The sequence below is a fragment of the Leisingera sp. ABM4_103 genome, from assembly GCF_056158685.1.
The window spans coordinates 31,103-52,985 of the sequence record NZ_JBSWTU010000011.1; the positions used below are offsets into that span (position 1 = coordinate 31,103).

The 21,883-nt window shown below is 65.2% G+C and carries 17 protein-coding genes; 7 read left to right on the top strand and 10 right to left on the bottom strand.

Annotated elements, in window-relative coordinates:
• Positions 1–218 precede the first annotated feature (218 nt).
• A complete protein-coding gene (locus ACXAED_RS25450; protein ID WP_475054605.1) occupies positions 219–1,427 on the top strand; it encodes a pyridoxal phosphate-dependent aminotransferase in 1,209 nt (402 codons plus the stop codon).
• Here the strand turns inward: ACXAED_RS25450 and ACXAED_RS25455 are convergent.
• Together ACXAED_RS25455 and ACXAED_RS25460 are read right to left on the bottom strand one after the other, a co-directional pair.
• Positions 1,424–3,961, bottom strand: coding sequence for an AMP-binding protein (locus ACXAED_RS25455; protein WP_475054607.1), 2,538 nt, complete (start codon positions 3,959–3,961; stop codon positions 1,424–1,426). The genes ACXAED_RS25450 and ACXAED_RS25455 overlap by 4 nt on opposite strands.
• Positions 3,962–4,206: 245 nt before the next feature.
• Entirely contained in the window at positions 4,207–5,322 is a 1,116-nt protein-coding gene (locus tag ACXAED_RS25460; RefSeq protein WP_475054608.1) for a Do family serine endopeptidase, read from the bottom strand.
• Between the two features lie 142 nt (positions 5,323–5,464).
• Between ACXAED_RS25460 and ACXAED_RS25465 the strand changes: the two genes are divergently transcribed.
• Entirely contained in the window at positions 5,465–6,136 is a 672-nt protein-coding gene (locus ACXAED_RS25465) for a winged helix-turn-helix domain-containing protein (protein ID WP_475054609.1), read from the top strand.
• Positions 6,126–7,490 carry a sensor histidine kinase gene (locus ACXAED_RS25470; protein WP_475054610.1) on the top strand — a complete coding sequence of 455 codons (1,365 nt, stop codon included), beginning with the start codon at positions 6,126–6,128 and terminating at the stop codon, positions 7,488–7,490. Before ACXAED_RS25465 ends, ACXAED_RS25470 begins: the two co-directional genes overlap by 11 nt.
• Before the next feature lie 145 nt (positions 7,491–7,635).
• Here the strand turns inward: ACXAED_RS25470 and guaD are convergent, their stop codons facing one another.
• The 5 genes from guaD to xdhA form a co-directional block, all read right to left on the bottom strand.
• Positions 7,636–8,940, bottom strand: a complete 1,305-nt coding sequence (guaD, locus tag ACXAED_RS25475; RefSeq protein WP_475054612.1) for a guanine deaminase — start codon at positions 8,938–8,940, stop codon at positions 7,636–7,638.
• A gap of 63 nt (positions 8,941–9,003) precedes the next feature.
• Complete coding sequence (locus tag ACXAED_RS25480) at positions 9,004–10,599, bottom strand: xanthine/uracil/vitamin C permease (protein WP_475054614.1); 1,596 nt, start codon at positions 10,597–10,599, stop codon at positions 9,004–9,006.
• Positions 10,600–10,630: 31 nt separating this feature from the next.
• Positions 10,631–11,524 (bottom strand): xanthine dehydrogenase accessory protein XdhC, encoded by an 894-nt coding sequence (gene xdhC, locus ACXAED_RS25485; RefSeq protein ID WP_475054615.1) that lies wholly within the window; start codon positions 11,522–11,524, stop codon positions 10,631–10,633.
• Positions 11,525–11,527: 3 nt separating this feature from the next.
• Entirely contained in the window at positions 11,528–13,846 is a 2,319-nt protein-coding gene (gene xdhB / locus ACXAED_RS25490) for a xanthine dehydrogenase molybdopterin binding subunit (protein ID WP_475054617.1), read from the bottom strand.
• A gap of 12 nt (positions 13,847–13,858) precedes the next feature.
• A complete protein-coding gene (xdhA, locus tag ACXAED_RS25495; protein WP_475054619.1) occupies positions 13,859–15,322 on the bottom strand; it encodes a xanthine dehydrogenase small subunit in 1,464 nt (487 codons plus the stop codon).
• 207 nt (positions 15,323–15,529) lie between these two features.
• Here xdhA and ACXAED_RS25500 point away from each other — a divergent pair, with 207 nt between their 5' ends.
• Positions 15,530–16,447, top strand: a complete 918-nt coding sequence (locus tag ACXAED_RS25500) for a LysR family transcriptional regulator (protein ID WP_475054620.1) — start codon at positions 15,530–15,532, stop codon at positions 16,445–16,447.
• A gap of 74 nt (positions 16,448–16,521) precedes the next feature.
• On the opposite strand, the gene ACXAED_RS25505 is transcribed toward ACXAED_RS25500, so the two are convergent.
• The gene (locus ACXAED_RS25505; RefSeq protein WP_475054622.1) at positions 16,522–16,725 is read right to left on the bottom strand and encodes a hypothetical protein; all 204 of its coding nucleotides are present in this window, start codon (positions 16,723–16,725) and stop codon (positions 16,522–16,524) included.
• A gap of 327 nt (positions 16,726–17,052) precedes the next feature.
• Positions 17,053–18,312 carry a urate hydroxylase PuuD gene (locus tag ACXAED_RS25510; RefSeq protein WP_475054623.1) on the bottom strand — a complete coding sequence of 420 codons (1,260 nt, stop codon included), beginning with the start codon at positions 18,310–18,312 and terminating at the stop codon, positions 17,053–17,055.
• A gap of 105 nt (positions 18,313–18,417) precedes the next feature.
• On the opposite strand from ACXAED_RS25510, the gene ACXAED_RS25515 reads away from it, so the two are divergent.
• The gene (locus tag ACXAED_RS25515) at positions 18,418–19,326 is read left to right on the top strand and encodes a LysR family transcriptional regulator (RefSeq protein ID WP_475054626.1); all 909 of its coding nucleotides are present in this window, start codon (positions 18,418–18,420) and stop codon (positions 19,324–19,326) included.
• A 79-nt stretch (positions 19,327–19,405) separates the two neighbouring features.
• On the opposite strand, the gene uraH is transcribed toward ACXAED_RS25515, so the two are convergent.
• Entirely contained in the window at positions 19,406–19,762 is a 357-nt protein-coding gene (gene uraH / locus ACXAED_RS25520) for a hydroxyisourate hydrolase (protein ID WP_421056872.1), read from the bottom strand.
• Positions 19,763–19,913: 151 nt separating this feature from the next.
• On the opposite strand from uraH, the gene puuE reads away from it, so the two are divergent.
• Together puuE and ACXAED_RS25530 are read left to right on the top strand one after the other, a co-directional pair.
• Positions 19,914–21,329: an allantoinase PuuE gene (puuE, locus tag ACXAED_RS25525; RefSeq protein ID WP_475054628.1), complete on the top strand. Its 1,416-nt coding sequence runs from the start codon at positions 19,914–19,916 to the stop codon at positions 21,327–21,329.
• Complete coding sequence (locus ACXAED_RS25530; RefSeq protein WP_475054630.1) at positions 21,326–21,817, top strand: ureidoglycolate lyase; 492 nt, start codon at positions 21,326–21,328, stop codon at positions 21,815–21,817. The genes puuE and ACXAED_RS25530 overlap by 4 nt, the downstream gene beginning before the upstream one ends.
• Positions 21,818–21,883: the final 66 nt, after the last annotated feature.

Genomic DNA, 21,883 nt, shown 5'->3' on the forward strand with positions numbered 1-21,883 from the left:
CCTGGCCGATAGGCCGGGCAGCGCCCGTCCGCCCCGTCAAACCGAAGGTTTGCCTCCGGCAAAACGGCGGCGGGCGCTTCGCTTCCGCCCGCGGACGGGCACCGCCCTCGGCGATAGATGCCAAACCGGAATAGGTCGGGTCGCAAAGGGCTGGTTTTCCGGAGAACGGCATTCGCTCCATGCTAGCTGGCGAAGCAAACCAGCAGGGAGCCTCCGCCATGGCCCAATTCCGCCGCGCCAGCCGTCTTGACCCGCTTGAGGTCTCCGAGATCCTCACCATCGGCGCCAAGGCGGCAGAGTTGAAGCGTCAGGGCGCGCCGGTGATCATCCTGGGCGCAGGCGAGCCGGACTTCGACACGCCGGATCACATCAAGGAGGCCGCCGCCGCGGCGATGCGGGCGGGGGAGACGAAATACACCCCGCTCGGCGGCACGCTGGCGCTTCGGCAAGCAATCCAGGCGAAGTTCCAGCGCGACAACGGGCTGGACTACGCGCTGGATGAGATCATCGCGGGCACCGGCGCCAAGGAGATCCTGTTTGATGCCTTCATGGCCAGCCTCAACCCCGGCGATGAGGTGATTGTGCCCACGCCCTATTGGACCTCCTATTCCGACATCATCCGCATTGCCGGGGGCGAGCCGGTGCTGGTGCCCTGCGGGGATGACACCGGCTTCCGGCTGACGGCGGAGAAGCTGGAGGCGTCGATCACCCCGCGCACCCGCTGGCTGCTGCTGAATTCGCCGTCGAACCCGGCCGGCGCCGGCTACAGCGCCGGGGATTACCGGCCGCTGCTGGAGGTGCTGCTGCGGCATCCGGATGTCTGGCTGATGGCCGATGACATGTATGAGCACATCACCTATGGCGGGTTCGAATTCGCCACCCCCGTGCAGGTGGAGCCGCGCCTGAAGGACCGGGTGCTGACGGTCAATGGCGTCTCCAAAGCCTATGCGATGACAGGCTGGCGGCTGGGCTATGCGGGCGGGCCGAAGGCGCTGATCGACGCGATGAAGGTAGTGCAGTCGCAATCGACCTCGCACCCCTCCTCGATTTCGCAGGCTGCTGCGGCGGCGGCGCTGAATGGCCCGCAGGGGGTGCTGGCAGAGCGGCGGGCCAGTTTTCAGGCGCGGCGCGATCTGGTGGTGGAGGCGCTCAATGGCATGGAGGGGATCACGTGCCCGGTGCCGGAGGGGGCGTTCTATACCTTTGCCAGTTGCGCAGGGGTGCTGGGCAAGCGCACGCCGGAGGGCCAGGTGCTGGAAACAGACGCAGATTTCTGTGCCCATCTGCTGGACCAGCATCATGTGGCGGTGGTTCCGGGCCGCGCCTTTGGCATCTCGCCGTACTTCCGGATTTCCTATGCCACCTCCGAGGCGGAGCTGCGCGAGGCGCTGACCCGGATTGACCGGGCGGTGGCGGCGCTGGCCTAGGCCTGCGCCATTGACGGCCGGCGGCTCCGGGCGCTTGACCACGCCTGCACCAGCTGGCGCTGCAGGGCAGCTGCAGCGAGGCCCAGGGCGATGCCGCCAAAGATTGCCAGCGCGTCGTTCAGCGGGCTGCGGCCCTCCAGTCCGATCATCGGCATCAGCAGCTCCGGCACAAACCGGTGCAGCAGGTAGATCGGGAAGGCCGCCTGCGCCAGCCGCATCAGCGGGCGGGCGGCAAGCCGCGGCACCGGCAGGCGCGTGATGAACAGCAGCCCGGCGATCAGCACCAGGAGCCACATGTATTTGACCCAGCCGCCGTACCAGTTGCCGCCCAGATAGGCGGCTGCGGGCATGATCACGCAGGCCGCCGCCAGCACCAGCAGCCGCTGTCCCAGCGTGCTTGCGGCAGTGATGCACCAGCCGAGGGCAAAGAGGTAGAAGACCCACGGCACGGTGAACTGCCCCCGCCCGCCGATCTGCCAGACCTCCGGTGCAATCAGGCGGATGGCAACGGCAAACGATAGGAAGCACAGGCCCGCGCGCAATGCACCCTGGCGCACCAGCCAGCGCCGCACCGGCGGCAGCGCAAAGGGCAGCGCCACCAGCAGGGTCATCTGCAGATAGGCCTCGATGAACCAGTAAAGATACGGCAGCATCAGATGGGTTTCGGGCGTGGTCAGGGCAAAGTTGCCCGCCAGGAAGACCGAGGCCCAGGGCACCTGCTCCCAGGCCACGGCATAGCCGGCCAGGATCAGGTAATAGGGGATCAGAACCGCTGCCACGGGTTTGAAGAAACTGCGCATGTCGCCGGATTTCAATGCCTGCCAGCGGAAGCCGGCAACGCTCATCCCCATCAGGATCACCATCGCCGCGGCACCGCCGTAGACCGGCCAGAAGGTCTGATGCGCGACCACCACCGCGAGGATGGCAACCACCCGGGCCATCAGATCAAAGGGCAGGCTGGCGGCGGGTGCCGGGGCGGCCTGTTCCAGATCCTTGATCTGAATCTCTTCCCAGCCGGCGGGGGCGCCGCCCAGGGCCTCGTCGAGCGCCAGCGACAGCTCCACATGGCGCAAGGAGTCGCCGCCGAGCGAGGCAAAGCTGTCGTTGCGGCCCACGGTCTGCGGTGCAAAGGCGGCCTGATAGGCAGCGAGCACTCCCTTGGCGGGCTTGGGTTTGGCGGATTGGGTCTTGAGCGCCGGATAGTCGATCTTGCCATTGGCGCACCGGGGCAGGGACCTACGCGGGATCACCGTGAAATGCTGCTGGCCGACGCCGGTCAGCTTGGCGGCCAGCGCGGCTATGCCATCCTCCGCCCCGCAGATAGCAATGGAGATGCGGGTGTCATCGCCCCAGACCGCAGCTTCATACCCTTGGGCGGCCAGGGCGCGTTCGATGGCGTCATGGCCGATACGCAGCCCGGCGATCTTGGACATCCGCGAAAGCCGCCCTGTGATGTGATAGAGCCCGTTTGCATCGCGCCGGGCCAGGTCGCCGGTGGCTAGTTCGCTGAGTTCCGGCCCCTTGGCAAGATCGGAGTGGTCTTCGGCATAGCCCATCATCACGTTCGGACCTTGATAGACCAGCTCGCCTTCACCCTCGGGCGTGGTGATTTCCGCGCCGCCCGCATCGCGCAGCAGCAGGTGGCCGCCGGGAATGGCGCGGCCTGCGGCGCCCGGATTTTCCAGAGCAAGCTCCGGTGGCAGGTAGCTGATCCGGGCGGTGGCCTCGGTCTGGCCGTACATGACAAAGAACTGCCCGGCACGCGCCTGCATCCGGCTGGTCCAGGCGCGGACCTGGTCCGGCTCCATGGCACCGCCCGCGACTGTCAGGGTCTTGATGCTTTCCGGCAAGGCACGAGACAGGCCCGCGCTCTCCAGCAGGCGGAAGTGATGCGGCACGCCGGCCAGGCTGGTGGCGCCCGAGGCCTCCAGCGCATCGGAAAAACCGGCGTCCAGCACCGAGCCGGGCGCGAGCCAGAGACTGGCGCCGGCCGCCAGATGCGAGTGCAGCACTGAGAGACCGTAGGAATAATGCAGCGGCAGGATCAGCGCGGCACGGTCATTGGACTGGATCTGGAGGTATTCCGCGATGGCGCGGGCATTGGCATCCACGGCGGTGCCGGACAGCCGCACGCCGCGGCCATGGCCGGTGCTGCCGGAGGTCTGCAGCAGCAGCGCCAGCTCCGGATGGATGGCGGCTGGTTCATGCGCATGGCCCAGCAGCTGCCAGCTGCCGCCAATGCGGCGGAAACTGGCGGCGGGGCGGAAGCGTTCCTCCAGCCGGACAGCCGTCGCCTCGTCGCCCTCGGGCAGCGGCATCACCGCATGGCCCGCAGCGAGGGCGCCAAGATATGCGGTGATGGCCTCGGGATCTGGTGCAGCCTCGACCGCGATCAGCCGCCAGTCCTGCGGCAGCAGGGCGGCAAACTGTGCAGCGGCATCGGCCAAGGCGGCATAGGACAGGCGGGTTCCGTCCGCCGCCGAAAGGCAAACCCGAGGGCCAAAAGCGCGCAAATTTTCGAGGTCAAAAAACATCCGGAACTCCTTCGAGCGGGCCGGGTAAGATAATTTACAAATTTTGTCAATTATTGATGGGGGCGGGGCGCACCGCGTATTCGCAGGCTGCCCCGCGGGCGTGGCTGATCTGTGTAATCAACATTATGGTAAATATGGGATCGTGCCGGAACGGCAGTGCCAGGCGGCCGCCCCGTGCATCAAATGCGGTCACTCCCGCCGGTTTCCCGGCAGGAGTGAAGGGCGTGCGACGGTAAGCGTTCAGATCAGGCGTCCTGGCCGGAGCGGTCGCCCAGGGTCACGTCCAGCGTGAGCTCCTTGCCTTGGCGCAGCACCTCGATCTGCGCGGCCTCACCCGGGGCGTTCATCGCAACCGCAGCGGTCAGGTCGCGCAGCTCATCAACCTCGGCACCGCCAAAGCGAAGTACCACATCCCCGGGTTTCAGACCCGCCTTGGCCGCCGGGCTGTCCGCCTCCACGCCTTCGATCACCACGCCCTTGCCGGCCTCGCGGCCCAGCACGTTGGCGGCGTCCTCCGACAGCGGCTTGATCTGCACACCCAGCCAGCCGCGGGTGATCTCGCCGTCATCTTCCAGGTCGGCCACGATCTTCTGCACCATGTCCGAGGGCACCGCAAAGCCGATCCCGACCGAGCCGCCGCCGGGCGAATAGATCGCGGTGTTGACCCCGACGACCTCGCCTTCGGCATTGAACAGCGGCCCGCCGGAGTTGCCCCGGTTGATCGCCGCATCGGTCTGGATGAAGTCGTCAAACGGGCCGGAGTTGATGTTGCGCGAGGTGGCTGAAACGATGCCCGAGGTCACCGTGCCCGACAGGCCGAACGGGCTGCCCATGGCAAGCACCTCATCACCGACCCGCAGCTCTTCAGAGGAGCCGAATTCCACCACCGGCAGCGGCGTGTCCGCCTCCACCTTGAGCAGGGCGATATCGGTCAGCGGGTCGGTGCCGACGACGGTGGCGTCATGCACGCTGCCATCGGCCAGGGTCACAGTCACCGTCTGGGCGTTATCGATCACGTGGTTGTTGGTGACGATCAGCCCCTCTTCGGCAATCACAAAGCCGGAGCCGGCGCCCTTCATCGGGCGGCTTTCCGGCTGCTGCGGCAGGCGGCCGCCGAAGCGGCGCATGAAGTCTTCCATGAACTGGTCGTTCGGCATCGCCTGCCGGTCCGACACGGGCTGCGCCTTGCCGGTGATCTCGACATAGACGACGGCGGGCGCGACGGTTTCGACCAGATCGGCGTATCCGCCGGCAGGCACCGCCAGCGCAGGCACCGGGGCCATCGCGAGCATGGCGGCAGCGGAGGCGGCGGCCGTCAGGCCACAGGCAAATCTCTTGGGGGCGGTAGCAGGATTGGACATCTTCGTCTCCTTGCGTTGAAGTGATGCAAGCCAGATGGAAGGCTTGGATTTCAACCGCCTGACGCCTTCTATACAGATCTGTAATGTGCGCAGAGCCGCGTTCGGGTGTATCAGCGGGACGGTTGTAACACGGGAGAAGGCCTTGAAAATCCTGGTGATCGAAGATGACGCCACCACCGGCCCCTATGTGCAGGCCGGGCTGCGCGAGGAAGGGCATACCGCCGATCTCGTCACCGACGGGCGCGAAGGCCTGCTGCAGGCCACGGCGGCGGATTATGACGTGCTGATCATCGACAGGATGCTGCCCGGCCTGGACGGGCTGAGCCTGATCAAGACCCTGCGCGGTGCCGGCGTGCGCACGCCCGCCATTATGCTGACGGCGCTGAGCGGCGTGAATGACCGGATCGAGGGGCTGGAGGCCGGGGCGGATGACTACCTGGTCAAGCCCTTTGCCTTTGGCGAGCTGGCCGCCCGCGTCGCCGCTCTGGCCCGCCGCCCGGGCCTGCAGGAGCAGGAGACGGTGCTGCGGGCGGGCGATCTGGAGATGGATCTGATCCGCCGCAAGGTGACGCGCGCGGGCCAGGAGATCGAGCTGCTGCCGCGCGAATTCCGCCTGCTGGAGCATCTGTTGCGCCGCAAAGGCCGGGTGCAGACCCGCACCATGCTGCTGGAGGCGGTCTGGGACATCAGCTTTGACCCGCAGACCAATGTGGTGGAGACCCATATCTCCCGCCTGCGCGCCAAGGTCGACAAGCCCTTTGACAGCGAACTCATTGAGACCGTGCGCGGCGCGGGGTACCGGATTGCCGGCTGACCTCCTCCGCCGGGCGCGGGTGCTGCTGCGCTCCTCGCCGATGCGGCAGTCGCTGTGGCTGTCGCTGCTGTTTGTCGCGGCCAGCTCGCTCAGCCTCGGGATCACCTACTATGTCGCCCATGGCGCCCAGCGGCAGGCGATCGAGCAGAGCCTGACCCAGGACATGGCAGGCTTTCGCGCCACGCCCTCCGCCGCGGCGCTGGCGGCGCTGGTCAATGCCGAAACCCGCGAGACCGACCCGCAGCGCCGCCTGCTCAGCTACCGCCGCCCCGGCGGGCGGGTGGTGGCCGGCAATGCGGCGATCATGCAGCAGCAGGAGGGGTTCCGGGTGGTGGCGCTGGGGCCGGAACCGGTGGAGATTTCCGGCCGCTTCATCTCGCTCAGCGAATACATCCACGGCGGGCTGCTGACCGTGGCGCAAAGCGCCAAACCGCTGGACGACCTGCGCCAGACGTTCCTGTGGGTGTTCCTGTTCAGCCTGCTGCCGGCAACCGCCCTGGCGGTTCTGGGCGGGGTGCTGCTGGCACGCCGTTCGGCCCGCTCCCTGCGGGGGATCGAGCGCACCTTGTCGGCGCTCACTTCCGGCGACCTTGGTGCGCGGGTGCCGGAGAGCGGGCAGACGCACGGCGATATCAGCCGCATCGGCCGCAGCGTGAACCGCATGGCGCAGGCGCAGCAGCAGGCGACCGAGGCGCTGCGGCAGGTTTCGGCGGACATTGCGCATGACCTGAAGACCCCGATCCAGCGGGTGGCGGTGCAGCTGTCGCGCCTGCAGGAGGTGCCGGATCTGCCGGAAGCGGCGCAGGCGCTGGCGGACAAGGCGCTGGAGGAGACCCGCGGCATCACCAGCACCTTCCAGGCGCTGCTGCAGATCGCCCAGCTGGAGGACGGCGCGCCGAGGTCACGGTTCGAGGCAGTGGATCTGTGCGAAGTTGCCGCCACCTTTGCCGAGATCTATGAGCCGGCGGCAGAGGAGCAGAACCGCACTCTCAGTCTCAGCTTGCCGGATGCGCCGGTCACCGTCACAGGCGACCGCGCCCTGCTCGGCCAGCTGCTGGCCAACCTGATCGAAAATGCGCTGCGCCATACCCCCGAGGGCACCGCCATCAGCCTGTCGCTGCGACGCGACGGGGCGGCGGCGGTGCTGTCGGTTCGCGATCACGGTCCCGGCATCCCGGAGGCGGAGCGCCAGAAGGTGCTGCGCCGCCTCTACCGGCTGGAGCGGAGCCGGACCACGCCGGGCAGCGGCCTGGGCCTGAGCCTGGTGGCGGCGATTGCCAGCCTGCACGGGGCCGAGCTGCGCCTGTCCGGCGCAAAACCCGGCCTGCGGGCGGAGGTGATTTTCGCAGCGTAGTCCGCCGCGGCACCGGAATTCTGCAAGAATTCCGGCCAGGAAAAACCGATTTTTCCTGGCCGATTTCCGCGCCGGAAAACGGCAACGGGATCCGCCGGAGCCAGGCAGCATCAGCCTCCTGCGGCGGCTCATTTCTGGCGCAAACCTACGCCGCCGTCTTCATCGGCTTGCCAGCCGCATAGGTCTGCGCGATGGAGCGGTCGTCGCCCAGCGTCTGCAGGATAAACAGCTCTTCCGACAGGGTCTCGGCCCGCTGCATCCGCAGGTCCATCGCCGGCGTGGCGCGGGAATCGAGCACCACGATATCGGCCTCGGTGCCGGCCTCCAGCGTGCCGACTTTGTCCTCCAGCCCCAGCGCCACCGCGTTGCCGCGGGTTATCCAGTGGAAGGCGCGCAGCGGGTGCAGCTTCTGGTTCTGCAGCTGCAGCACTTTGTAGCCCTCGTTCAGGGTCTGCAGCATGGAATAGCTGGTGCCGGCCCCGATGTCGGTGGCAATCGCATTGGTGATGCCGCGGCTGCGCAGGCCGGCGTCGTCAAACAACCCGCTGCCAAGGAACAGGTTGGAGGTCGGGCAGAACACTGGCTTGGCCTGGGTCTCCGCCAGCGCATCAATCTCGCGCGGCTGCAGGTGGATCGAATGGCCCAGCAGCATCTTTTCCGTCAGCAGCCCGTAGGACTGGTAGACGTCCAGATAGTCGCGCGCCTGCGGGTACAGCTCGGCGGTAAAGGCGATCTCGTCGTGGTTTTCCGACAGGTGGGTCTGCACGTAGCACTCCGGGTGCTCTTTCACCAGCGCGCCGGCCATTTCCATCTGACCGGGGGTGGAGGTGATGGCAAAGCGGGGGGTGATTGCATACATGCCGCGGCCCTTGCCGTGGTATTTCGCAATCAGCTCCTTGGTGTCGTCGTAACCGCTGACCGGCGTGTCCAGCAGGCCTTCAGGCGCGTTGCGGTCCATCAGCACTTTGCCGCCGATCATCCGCATGTTGCGGCGGGCGGCCTCGCTGAAATAGGCCTCGGCGGAGGTTTTGTGGACCGAGCAATAGGCGACGGCGGTGGTGGTGCCATGCGCGGTCAGCAGGTCGAAGAAATGCCCGGCCATCTCGGCACTGTGGCCTGCGTCGGCGAAACGGACCTCCTCGGGGAAAGTATAGTTGTTCAGCCATTCCAAGAGCTGCGATCCCCAGGAGGCGATCACCTGCACCTGCGGGAAATGCAGGTGGGTGTCAATGAAGCCGGCCATCAGGATGTTGGGGCGGTGGTCGATCACCTCGGCGCCTGCCGCCTGCTGTGCGAGGTCTCCATAGCTGCCTTTGGCCAGGATCATGCCGTCTGCAACCAGCAGCGCGCCGTCCTCGATGAACTCATAGGCGCTGGTGTCCTCAGGGCCTTGCGGCTCGGCGGTGAAGGAAAGCACCCGCCCGCGCAGCAGCGTCTGTTTCGATGTCATGTCTTTGATGTCCTTGGTTCGCAGGCAGGGGACGCGCGGCCCCCTGCCCCTCTTCACTTGGGATTATTCGCCCGCCGGCAGGTGCGGCACATGGGGTTTCACACCGTCCTCCGGCTCTTCCTCATGCTCATCCGCCTTGTGGAAGATCGGGTAGATGAACAGGAAGCCGGCCGCGATCAGGTAGCCCAGGGCGATGCCGTTGAACTCCGGCCAATGCAGGCTGGCAGAGTGGATCACGCCGACCAGCGACATCACCGCCGCCGCCAGGGCAAAGCCGCCCGCGTTGCGGAAGTCGCCGTCGATCACGCTGGCCACGATAGCGCCCCAGATCAGGCCGGTCAGGATGGCACCCTGGCTGAGCGCCAGATGGCCTTCGTAATGCGCGCCCTGCTGCAGCAGCGCCGCGGTCAGCTCCGGATCGCCCAGCTGCGCCATGCCGGTCGCGCCCAGTGCTCCCAGTGCTCCGGCCAGCGCACCCCATTTGATCACCAGGAAGGCAGAGACATGCGGCATCATCGCAATGGTCACCGCGGCGATGTGGTCGGTCTTCACCGAATGCGCGGTATTGGTCACCAGGCTGAGGGCCACGAACACCAGCACCGGCGCGGCAGCGGCCACGGGGATCAGGTTATTGAGGAACGCCAGCAGGCCAAAGAAGGCGGCAAAGGGGATCACCAGGCCAACGCCGATGATGTAGCCCGAGCGTGCGCCCATCCGCTTGTAGGCCGGGTGGCCGATATAGGCGGTGGTCGGGAACGGCGAGCCGAAGACCGCACCGATCATGGTGCCGACACCATCGGTCACCTGGCAAAGGCCCACTGGATAGTGGTCGCCAGCCGCTTCGGCGCTTTCGACGTTGTTCATGGTTTCAATGAAGTTGTAGATCTGCACCGGCACCAGGACCAGGAACAGTTCCGGGTTGGCGAACAGATGCTGGATACCGGCAATCAGGTCACCGAAATACGGGACCGGCAGATAGACACCCACACCGTCAAGCGACACCGAAGCCTCGCCCATGCCAAGCGCCACAACGGTACCGACGATCAGCGCCAGCAGACCGGCGGGAATGTTGAACGGCAGCCGGTGGCGGCCCACCAGGCCCCACAGGATGATGATCATCGAGGCAAAGCCGATGAACGGATTCTCGAAAATCGTCGCCAGCGGCACGGTGCCGATGAACACCAGCGCGATGCCGCAGAGGGTGCCGAGCATGCCGGCCCGCGGCGTCACACGCTTGAGCCAGGGACCGACGATGGCACCAAGGCCCGCAACAATGCCGCCCATGAAGCCTGCGCCGATGCCCACCTGCCAGGCCAGCATCGCGTCATTGGTCGACCAGTAGATCGGCCCGATCACCCCGAACAGATAGACGAACATCACCGGGGTCGAGATGCCATAGGGCAGCGCGGTCACGTCGCGCCCTTCTTTCTCGGCGGTGTGTTTGGCCAGCCAGGTGTAAACCGCGATACCGGCCAGGATCGCCACTGCGGCGCCGGGCACGATGCGGCCGAACACGATGTCCGCGGGCATGTTGAACACAAACTGACAGATGCCCGAAAGCACGATCAGGTTGATCAGGTTGTCGGTGAACAGCGCCCAGAATGCACTGAAGTCATTCCGCGCGAACAGTTTGTACGTATAGCTCCGCCCTGTGGTCATGGCGGCCTCCTCCTATCAGAGGACGCAGTCCTTACCGGCTGATTGCTCCAGCCGTGTCTCCCTCTGCGTCCGGTTGCTTGCCCGTTTCAGGCAGGTCTGTGCTCCGTGATGGAGCGGACGCGGCAGTTTCAGAGGTCAAATCAGCGATCACTTCCGCCGCCACGAAGGCCGCGATGACGCTGGGCCGCTTGTCGCGGCTGCCGCCTGCCCCGATGGGGCAGATGAGACGGTCGGTTCCCAGACCGTCGCAATGGTCCCGGCACCAGCGGCGGAACTTCTCCCGCTTGGTGGCCGATCCGATCAGGCCCACGTATCCCGCATCGCCGCGCTGCAGGGCAGCGGAGGCAAGCAGGAAGTCGAGCGCATGATCATGGGTGAGAACGATAAACGCGCTGCCCGCAGGCGCGGCGGCGATATCGATCTCGGGGATAGCGCTTTGGCGGATTTCCACATCCGCTTGGCACAGTGCCAGCTCTTCGGCGCGCTGGTCGATCAGGATGCAGCGCACCGGCATATGCTGGAACAGATCCGCGAGCGCCCGGCCCACGTGGCCCGCGCCCATCACATAGACATGCGGCAGCGCCTGCTCCTCGGCCTGCTGCCGGGCAACGGCGCCGTCGCGGTCGGCCTGGCGCATCTGCGCCAGCGACATTTCCACCCGGCCGCCGCAGCACTGGCCGATCTCCGGCCCCAGCGGCACATCCAGCGTGTCGCTGATCACACCCTGCTTCAGCATCCGCCGGGCGTGGTCGATGGCGATGTACTCCAGCTGGCCGCCGCCAATGGTCCCCCACAGGCCTTCCGCCGCCACAAACATGCAGGTGCCGGTTTCGCGCGGGGAGGAACCGCGAACGCGGGTCAGCGCGACCTGCACCACATGTGTGTGGCTGGCCAGAAAGTCCTGGAGGGAGAGGCGGCGGGCCATGGCTCAGCCCTGCCCTTTGAGGGTTTCGATCGCCATCAGCACGCGCTCCGGCGTGGCCGGTGCATTCAGGCGCGGGCAGACCTTGTAGTCCGCGGTGCTGGCAACCGCCATCGACAGCGCCTCGAACACCGAGATGCCCAGCATGAAGGGCGGCTCGCCCACGGCCTTGGACCGCTTGATGGTGCGCTTCTTGTTCACCGACCATTCGGCCAGCTGCGTGTTGAAGATGCGCGGCCGGTCCGACGCCAGCGGGATCTTGTAGGTCGATGGCGCGTGAGTGCGCAGGCGGCCTTCGCCGTCCCACCACAGTTCCTCGGTGGTCAGCCACCCCATGCCTTGAATGAACGCGCCCTCCACCTGGCCCTTGTCCAGGATCGGGTTCAGCGAGCGGCCCACGTCATGCAGGATGTCGGTGCGCTCCACCCGGTATTCGCCGGTCAGCGTGTCGACGGACACCTCGGAGCAGGACGCGCCATAGGCGTAGTAGAAGAACGGCTGCCCCTTGCCCGCCGCGCGGTCCCAGTGGATTTCCGGGGTCTTGTAGAACCCCGCCGCCGACAGGTGGACGCGGGCCATATAGGCCTCTTTCACCAGCGTGTCGAAGGGGATCACTTCGCTGCCGACGCGCACGCGGTTGGGCAGGAATTCGACCTCCGCCTCGGACACGCCATGCTTCTCAGCCGCGAATTTTGTCAGCCGGGCAATGATCTGCTCCGCTGCATCCAGTGCTGCCATACCGTTGAGGTCCGAGCCGGACGAGGCCGCGGTGGCGGAGGTGTTCGGCACCTTTTCGGTCGTGGTCTTGGTGATCTTGATGCGCTCGAAATCCACCTGGAAGGCATCGGCCACAACCTGCGCCACCTTGGTGTTGAGGCCCTGCCCCATCTCGGTGCCGCCGTGGTTCAGGTGGATCGAGCCGTCATTGTAGACATGGATCAGCGACCCCGCCTGATTGTACCAGGTGGCAGTGAAGGAGATGCCGAATTTCACCGGCGTCAGGGCAATGCCCTTCTTGATGACCTTCGACTCCTTGTTGAAGGCGATGATCTCCTCCCGCCGCTTGCGGTACTCGGCGTTCTCTTCCAGCTCCCCGATCAGCCGGTCGAGGATGTTGTCCTCCACCTTCTGATGGTAGGGCGTCAGGTCGCGGCCCTCTTCGCCATAGAAATTGGCCTTGCGCACATCCAGAGGGTCCTTCCCCAGGGCATAGGCGATCTCTTCGATCATCCGCTCGGCGGCGACCACACCCTGCGGGCCGCCAAAGCCGCGGAAGGCGGTGTTCGAAACCGTGTTGGTCTTCATCGGGCGGCTTTTCAGCAGCACGTTCGGATAGAAATAAGCGTTATCCGCATGGAACAGCGCGCGGTCGGTGACCGGACCGGACAGGTCCGAGGAATAGCCGCAGCGCGCGGCAAAACCGCCCTCGACCGCCTGGATGCGGCCCGCATCGTCAAAGGCCACGTCATAGTCGATCACGAAGTCATGGCGCTTGCCGGTGGCGGTCATGTCCTGATCGCGGTCCGGGCGGATCTTCACCGGGCGGTTATGCTTCTTCGCGGCGATTGCGGCCACCGCGCAGAACAGGTTCATCTGGCTTTCCTTGCCGCCGAACCCGCCGCCCATCCGGCGCACGTTGACGGTGACCGCGTTGTTCGCCACGCCCAGAACATGCGCCACCATATGCTGCGCCTCGCTCGGGTGCTGGGTGGAGCAATGCACGGTCACATCTTCATCTTCGCCGGGGATGGCAAAGGCGATGTGGCCCTCCAAATACATGTGGTCCTGGCCGCCGACGGTCATCTGCGCCTGGATACGGTGCGCGGCGCCTTTGCGGCCCGCCTCCACATCGCCGCGCTCCAGCTTCAGCGGGTCGGTGATCATCGGATAGCCGGCTTCCTGCGCCTGGACCGGGTCCAGTGCGTGCGGCAGCACCTCGTAATCGACCTGCGCCAGTTCGGCGGCACGGCGGGCGGCATCGCGGGTCTCGGCGATCACCGCGAACATCGGCTGGCCGTGGAATTCGACCTTCTCCGTCGGGAACACCGGCTCGTCATGCTTGCCGGTGGGGCTGATGTCGTTGACGCCGGGGATGTCATCGGCGGTCAGCACATCCAACACGCCGGGGGCGGCGCGCACGGCACTGAGGTCGATGTCCTTGATATTGGCGTGGGCGACGGTGGAGACACCCAGGTAAGCGTGCAGCGTGCCATAGGGTTCGGCGATATCGTCGGTGTATTCGGCGCGGCCGGTCACATGCTTGATAGCACTGTCGTGCTGGCGGTCATGGTGCACGGCGCCGCTGATGGTCTGATGGTCTTTCATCTCAAATCCTCCTCAGGCGACGGCCAGCCGGACAGCACCGGCGGTTCCCGCATCATATTCCAGGTAGAAGCGGCGCAGCAGGTTGCTGGCCGTCAGCGCGCGGTACTCGGCCGAGGCGCGCCAGTCGCTGAGCGGGGTGAAGTCCTGCTTCACCGCCTCCGCTGCGGCGTCAAACGCGGCCTCGCCCCAGGGCTGGCCCGCCAGCGCGGCCTCGGCTCCGGCAGCGCGCTTGGGCGTCGCCGCCATGCCACCAAAGGCGATGCGCGCAGCGGTGATCACGCCGTCCTTGACGGTGACGCTGACCCCGGCGGCGACTGAGGAAATATCCTCGTCCCGGCGCTTGGAGATTTTGTAGGCGGCATCAATCTGGCCGTCGCGGCGCAGCGGGATACGGATCGAGGCCACAAAGTCACCCGGCTCGCGGTCCTGCTTGCCGTAGTCGATAAAGAAATCCTCCAGCGGCAGCGTGCGCGAACCGCCCTTCTTCTGGAGCGTCACCTCGGCGCCCAGCGAGATCAGCACCGGCGGGGTATCCCCGATGGGCGAGCCGTTGGCGATGTTGCCGCCGATGGTGCCCATGTTGCGCACCTGCCAGCCGGCGATGCGGTCCCAGTAGGCGCTCAGATGCGGGAAAGCATCGCGGATCGCCGCTTCGCTTTCGGTGTAGGTGACGCCGGCACCGATGGTCAGCGCCTCATCCGTCAGCTCGATGGCCTTCAGCTCCTCCAGGTGGGCGACAAACACTACCGGAGAGATTGGTTTCATGAACTTGGTCACCCACAGGCCCACATCGGTGGAGCCGGCCACGATGGTCGCCTTGGGGTTCTCTGCCAGCACTTCTGCCAGATCCGCCGCATCCAGCGGCAGGATGGCGCGGTCGTCCTCCGGGCCGGTCACAACGCGGGCCTGCGGCTGGATCGCCTTCAGCCTGGCGGTCAGGCTCTCACGCTCGGTGTTCAGGTAGTCATTGGCCGGGGTGCCGTACTGGTTCACCGCCAGCGCGGCCTTCACAATCGGCTCATAGCCGGTGCAGCGGCACAGGTTGCCCTGCACGGCGGTTTCCACCTGCGCCTCGGTCGGCTGCGGGTTTTCCATCCACAGCGCATAAAGCGACATCACGAAACCGGGGGTGCAGAAGCCGCACTGGCTGCCGTGGTATTCGACCATTGCCTGCTGCACCGGGTGCAGACGGCCTTTGGGGCCGGACAGATGCTCAACCGTCACCACGTGGCAGCCATTCAGCGACGCCAGGAAACGGATGCAGGCGTTCACCGCCTCATAGCGCAGCGCGCCATTATGCAGACGGCCCACCAGCACGGTGCAGGCGCCGCAGTCGCCCTCGGCACAGCCTTCCTTGGTGCCGGTCAGGCGCTGTTCCAGCCGCAGGAAATCCAGCAGGGTGGTGGTGGCCTTGACGTCCTTGACCGAAAGCTCCCGCCCGTTCAGCAAAAAGCGAATGTCGTTTTGATGTTCCATCTGGCCTCCAAGTAGTCGCTGGACAGCGTCTAATTCTGTTGCTTCATTTTTACCTTGTCCGACTGCCACGGTTAACGGCCGCAATCGCGAAAGGCTTTCAACACCCTGTTGAAAATGGTTAGGCTAATAGGTGCCGGAACCGGCGTGTCTGCCGCCTGCCGAGGGAAAGGGCAAGCGGCGGATGCGCCCTGTAAAGGTCTGTGAACCATGTCTTATCTGGAATCCCTGCGGGTCTTCACCCGAGTCGTCGAACTGGGCAGCATCACCTCTGGCGGGCGGGACCTGCGGCTGACTCCGGCGGTGGCCAGCAAGCGGATCAAGGAGCTTGAAAAGCATCTTGGCGTGCGCCTGTTCAACCGCACCACGAGATCGCTGACCCCGACCGAGGTCGGGCAGCTGTTTTATACCGAGGCCAAGAAGGTGCTCGAATCGATTGAGGACGCCGAGGCGGTGGTCTCACAGTTCTCCGAGGCGCCGCGCGGGGTGATCCGGGTGACCGCGCCGCTGGGTGTCGGCCGCCGCATCATCGCACCGCTGGTGCCGGGCTTTGTCGAGGACTACCCCGCCACCGAAATCCGCATGCGGATGTCGGACCGCAAGGTCGACATTCTGGCCGACGGGCTGGATGTGGCGTTCTTCATCGGCACCCCGCATGATTCCACCCTGAAGATGCGCAAGATCGCTGATTGCGCGCGGATTCTTTGCGCCGCTCCGGAGTATCTGGAGCGCCACGGCACGCCGCAAGTGCCGGAGGATTTGCTCACTGGCCACAATTGCCTGCTGCTGCGCTACCCGCGCTCGCCGGAATATTTCTGGACGCTGTCCACGCCGGACGGGCCGCGCAAGCTGGAGGTTTCGGGGAAATACGATGCCGATGACAGCGACGTGCTGACAGCTTGGGCGCTGGACGGGCGTGGCATCGTCAACAAGCCGCGGTTTGACGTCGCCGCGCATCTGCGCTCCGGCGCGCTGGTGGAAGTGCTGCCGGACACCCCGCCGGAGCCGACCATTTTCGGCTGCCTGTACCCGCACCGCAAGCTGCAGGATCCCAAGATCCGCCTGTTTGTCGACTATGCGGTGAAACGCGGGCTGGCGGCCTTCCGGCACAGTGAGACCGGCAAGTAACGGCTGCCAAGCAGCCACTGCGTCAAAGGAAAGGCGGGCACAGCTGGCCCGCCTGTTATGAAATGGCTCCCGCCTTAGCAGCGGTGGGGGTTTTCCTCGCAGTAAAGCAGGTTCGCCGCAGCCCCGACAGCGGCCCCCGCGGCCACGTTGCCGTCCAGAACCGCCGCGCCGGCGGCACCAGCGCCCGCGCCATAGACCAGCCGCTCACCGGTTGTGTCACCGCAGGCGGCCAGGGTGGTGCAGAGTGCAAATCCAATAGCGAAAGTCTTCTTAAACATCACATTACCTCCTTCAGCGCCCAAACCCCGCAGTGTTGCCGCGGTCCCAAACGGCCAGCGCCCGGCTTATTCGCCGGTAAAAGGGTGCCCGAAAGGGATTGGCGCTGTGGCTGAACAGGCCGGAAGACACCGGGTCTCCGGCACAATTGGGCAAACCCCATATCAGTATAACATACGGCGGGCCTGATTGGTTCCATGCTCTTGCTGCATCGGGGTGCACAGGGGGTGCACGCCCGGTGCCGGACGGAAAATGGCCCCGCCAGGGAGGCGGGGCCATCGGAGATTGCAGGTGATGGTGCCTTAGTTCGCGGCCAGCGTGATGGTGCCTTAGTTCGCGGCCAGCGTGAAGGGCAGATCCTTGGAGGCGCTGCCGTACCAGCGGCGGATCAGGGCGCGCTCCTCTTCCTCCATATAGGTCACGTTGGCAGGCGGCATCGCATGGGTGGCGCCGGCCTGTAGATAGATCTCCTTGGCGTATTTCGCTACATCTGCCGGGGTTTCCAGCAGCACGTTCTTGGGCGCGCGGCGGATGCCTTCATAGTAGGGCTCCCGCGCGTGGCACATGGCGCAGCGGCCAGGCACCACATTCATCACGTCCTCGAAATGCTGGTTGCTGGCAAAGACTTGCTCGGATTTGGTCAGCTCCCGCGCCTCGGATTCTTCGTAGGTGTCCTGTTGCAGCGGCGCCTGGCTCAGGATCATGATACCGATGAACAGGATGGCGGTCACAGGCCAGGTCCAGGTCGGGTTGCTGGTGCCCGCGTGGTTGCTGTTGAAGTAGTGGCGGATGGTCACGCCCATCAGGAACACCAGCGCCGCGATCAGCCAGTTGTACTCGGTGGCAAAGGCCAGCGGGTAGTGGTTCGACAGCATCAAGAAGACAACCGGCAGCGTCAGATAGTTGTTATGGGTCGAGCGCAGCTTGGCGATCTTGCCGTATTTCGCATCCGGCGTGCGGCCTTCCTGCAGGTCCTTCACCACGATGCGCTGGTTCGGCATGATGATGAAAAAGACGTTTGCAGTCATGATGGTAGCCGTAAAGGCCCCCAGGTGCAGCATCACGGCGCGGCCGGTGAAGATCTGGTTGTAGCCCCAGCCCATGGCGACCAGCAGCACGAACAGCAGCACCATCAGGAAGGTCGGCTTTTCCCCCAGCGGCGATTTGCACAGGAAGTCATAGACCAGCCAGCCGATGCTGAGCGACGCGCCCGAAATCAGGATGCCCTGCCACAGGGCCAAATCGGCCTTGGTCGAGTTGATCAGGTACAGCTCTCCGCCCGCCCAGTAGACGATCATCAGCAGCCCCGCGCCCGACAGCCAGGTGGCGTAGCTTTCCCATTTGAACCAGATCAGATGGTCCGGCATGTTCTCCGGCGCCACCAGGTACTTCTGGATGTGATAGAAACCGCCGCCGTGGACCTGCCATTCCTCGCCATGCGCGCCGACCGGCAGATGCGGAACTTTCCGCAGGCCAAGGTCCAGCGCGACGAAGTAGAAGGACGACCCGATCCAGGCAATGGCGGTGATGACGTGAAGCCAGCGGACCGCAAAGCCCAGCCAGTCCCACATGATCACAAGCTCTTCCATTGTTCTCTCCTCATAAGCTTTGGCAAGGACCCTAGAGCATGCCGCTATTTTCATGTATTGGGTAAAAAGTCCAAGCTGTTTCAAAATAACACAAAGAATACCCGCATGGCTTATCTCGACAATATCCGCACCTTTGTCCGGGTTTATGAACTTGGCAACATGTCCGCCGCGGCGCGCGACATGCGGATCTCGGCTGCCGTGGCGTCGTCGCGGATTTCCCAGCTGGAAGAACACCTTAACGTGCGTCTGTTCCAGCGCACAACGCGGCTGTTAAACCCGACCGAGCAGGGCAACCTGTTCTACCGCGGTGCGGTGAAGATCCTGGAGGCGGTGGATGAGGCAGAGGCTGATATCAGCAGCGTCACCCAAACCCCGCGCGGCACGCTGTATGTGGCGGCGCCCCTGGGGCTGGGGCAGCGGCTGATTGCGCCGGCGGTGCCGAAGTTCAAGGAAGCCTATCCGCTGATCTCCATCCGGCTGCGGCTGTCGGACCGCAAGCTGGACCTGGCGGCTGAGGGGCTGGACGCGGCGTTTTTCCTCGGCGTGCCAGAGGATTCAAACCTGCGCATCCGCAAGATCGCCGACTGCCCGCGGGTGCTGTGCGCGGCGCCGGAGTATATCAAACTTCGCGGCCAGCCGAAGAACAGCGACGAGCTGAAGACGGAGGCGCATGACTGCCTGAACCTGCGCTATCCCGGCGCACCGGAGTTCCAATGGCCGCTCCGCAGCCATGACGGCGTCAAGCGTGTGACTGTCACCGGGCCGTTTGAGTCCGACCACGGCGATGTGCTGACCAGCTGGGCGCTGGACGGGCACGGGATCATCCTGAAGCCCGTGTTCGAGATTTCGGAGCACCTTGCTTCCGGCCGGCTGGTGCCGGTGCTGGCGGAGGAGCCGCCGATCCCGATCCAGATGGCGTGTCTGTATGTCCACCGCCGCCACCAAGACCCCAAGGTGCGGCTGTTCATGGATTTCATGGTGGATCACATCCAGGCGTCGCTGCCCCCGGAATGAAAAAGCCCGCCTCAGTTTCCTGAGGCGGGAACCGCCGGCAGATGCCAAGCGGGAGGAGAGGTATCTTGGGGCGTGCGGCTCAGCTGCCGCGGTAGGTCGAATAGCCGTAGGGCGACAGCAGCAGCGGCACGTGATAGTGGCTGTCCGCCTCGCTCATGCCGAAACGCAGCGGCACTTCGTCCAGGAACAGCGGATCGGCACCCGCCTGGCCGGTGGCGCGCAGATAGCCGCCTGCGTGGAACACCAGCTCATAGGTGCCGGTGGCAAACTCGCCCGCGGGCAGGATCTGCTCATCGGTGCGCCCGTCGTCATTGGTGGTCAGGCTGCGCAGGTGGATGCGCTCGCCGTTCTCGATCCGGTACAGGTCGATCTTCAGCCCTTCCGCCGGGCAGCCGCGGGCGGTGTCCAGCACATGGGTGGTCAGAAATCCGGCCATGCCAGCCTCCTTTCAATTCCGTTTCCCTAGGTATGCGCGCATCAGCCCATTGCATACAGAAGGAAGAGTCAAAAAGTTCTTTCAAAAATATACTGAAAGCCGAACGGGATTATTTTGTTCTATAAACAATGAAACAGACAGGAGACCAGTCGTGACGCGCTATCCTCGTGACTTGCGCGGGTACGGTGCTGAGGCACCTGACCCGCAGTGGCCCAATGAGGCCAAAGCTGCCGTGCAATTTGTCCTTAACTATGAAGAAGGCGGCGAGAACTGCATCCTGCACGGGGATGCAGCCTCGGAGGCCTTTCTGTCCGACATTCCCGGTGCCACGCAATGGCCCGGCCAGCGCCATTGGAACATGGAGTCGATCTATGAATACGGATCGCGCGCAGGCTTTTGGCGGCTGCACCGGCTGTTCACCGGGGCGGGCATCCCGCTGACCATTTATGGCGTCGCCACCGCGCTGGCCCGCAGCCCTGAGCAGGTGCAGGCGATGAAGGACGCGGACTGGGAAATCGCCAGCCACGGCCTGAAATGGGTCGAGCACAAGGACATGGCCGAGGACGAAGAGCGCGCCGCGATTGCCGAAGCTGTGCGCCTGCACACCGAGGTGACCGGCGAGCGCCCGCGCGGCTGGTACACCGGGCGCTGCAGCGCCAACACGGTGCGTCTGGTGGCTGAGGAAGGCGGGTTCGACTACATCTCCGACACTTACGACGACGACCTGCCATATTGGCTGGAAACCGGCGGGCGCGATCAGCTGATCATCCCCTACACGCTGGAAGCCAACGACATGCGGTTTTCCAACTCGCCGGGCTGGATCACGGGTGAGCATTTCTTCCAGTATCTGAAGGATGCCTTTGACGTGATCTATGCCGAGGGCGAAGCTGGCGCGCCGAAGATGATGACCATCGGGTTGCACTGCCGTCTGGTCGGACGCCCGGGCAAGATCGCGGGCCTCAAGCGCTTCATCGACTACATCCAGGGCTTCGATGGCGTCTGGTGCCCGCGCCGCGTCGACATTGCCGGGCATTGGGCGGAGACCCACCCGCCGGTGAAGCGCGAGCGCCCCAGCCGGATGGAGCGCGAAGAGTTTGTCGCCAAGTTCGGTTCGATCTTCGAGCATTCGCCCTGGATTGCTGACCGCGCCTTTGATCTGGAGCTGGGCCCGGCGCATGACTGCGCGGCCGGCGTCCACAACGCGCTGTGCCGGGTCTTCCGCACCGCCAGCGAGGATGAGCGCCTTGGTGTGCTGACCGCGCACCCGGATCTGGCGGGCAAGCTGGCAGCCGCGGGCCGTCTGACGGCGGAGAGCACCTCTGAACAGGCGAGCGCCGGCCTTGATATGCTGACCGACGAGGAGCGCGAGAGTTTCACCCGGCTCAACACCGAATATGTGGAGAAGCACGGCTTCCCCTTTATCATTGCGGTGCGCGACCACAACAAGGCGTCGATCATGGAGGCGTTCCACCGCCGCATCCACAACGACCGGGCAACCGAATTCGATGAGGCCTGCCGTCAGGTAGAGCGTATCGCCCAGTTCCGGCTGCAGGATCTGCTGCCATGAGCCGGCTGCTGACCGCCGTGCCGCTGACCGCAGAGGCCTTTGCGCCTTATGGCGACGTGATCGAGGTCGCGGGCGCGCCGGACAAGCTGATCAATCAGGGCATGTGCGGCCGTCATCACGACCGCGCAGCCCTGGATTTCGGAGAGGGCGGCCGGGCAGGCATCAGCCTGTTCGACGCCAAGGCCCGCCATCTGCCGCACAAGGTGGACATGGTGGAGCGCCACCCCGACGGCAGCCAGGCCTTTGTGCCTGTGAGCGGCGTTCCGATGCTGGTTGTTGTTGCAGAAGACGCCGGCGGAGTCCCGGTTGAGCTTAAAGCCTTCATCAGCCAGCCGGGCCAGTCCATCAACCTGCACCGGGGCACCTGGCACGGGGTGCTCGCCCCGCTGGGCGCACCCGGCCAGTACATCGTGGTCGACCGCATCGGACAAACCCCGAACCTGGAAGAACACTGGTTCCAGGACCCCTACACGGTAATTTCAGAGTAACCCCCCAGAAAATCCCGAAGCCGCTCACACAATAACAAGAAGCGGCGAGATCCCCATGACCGACAG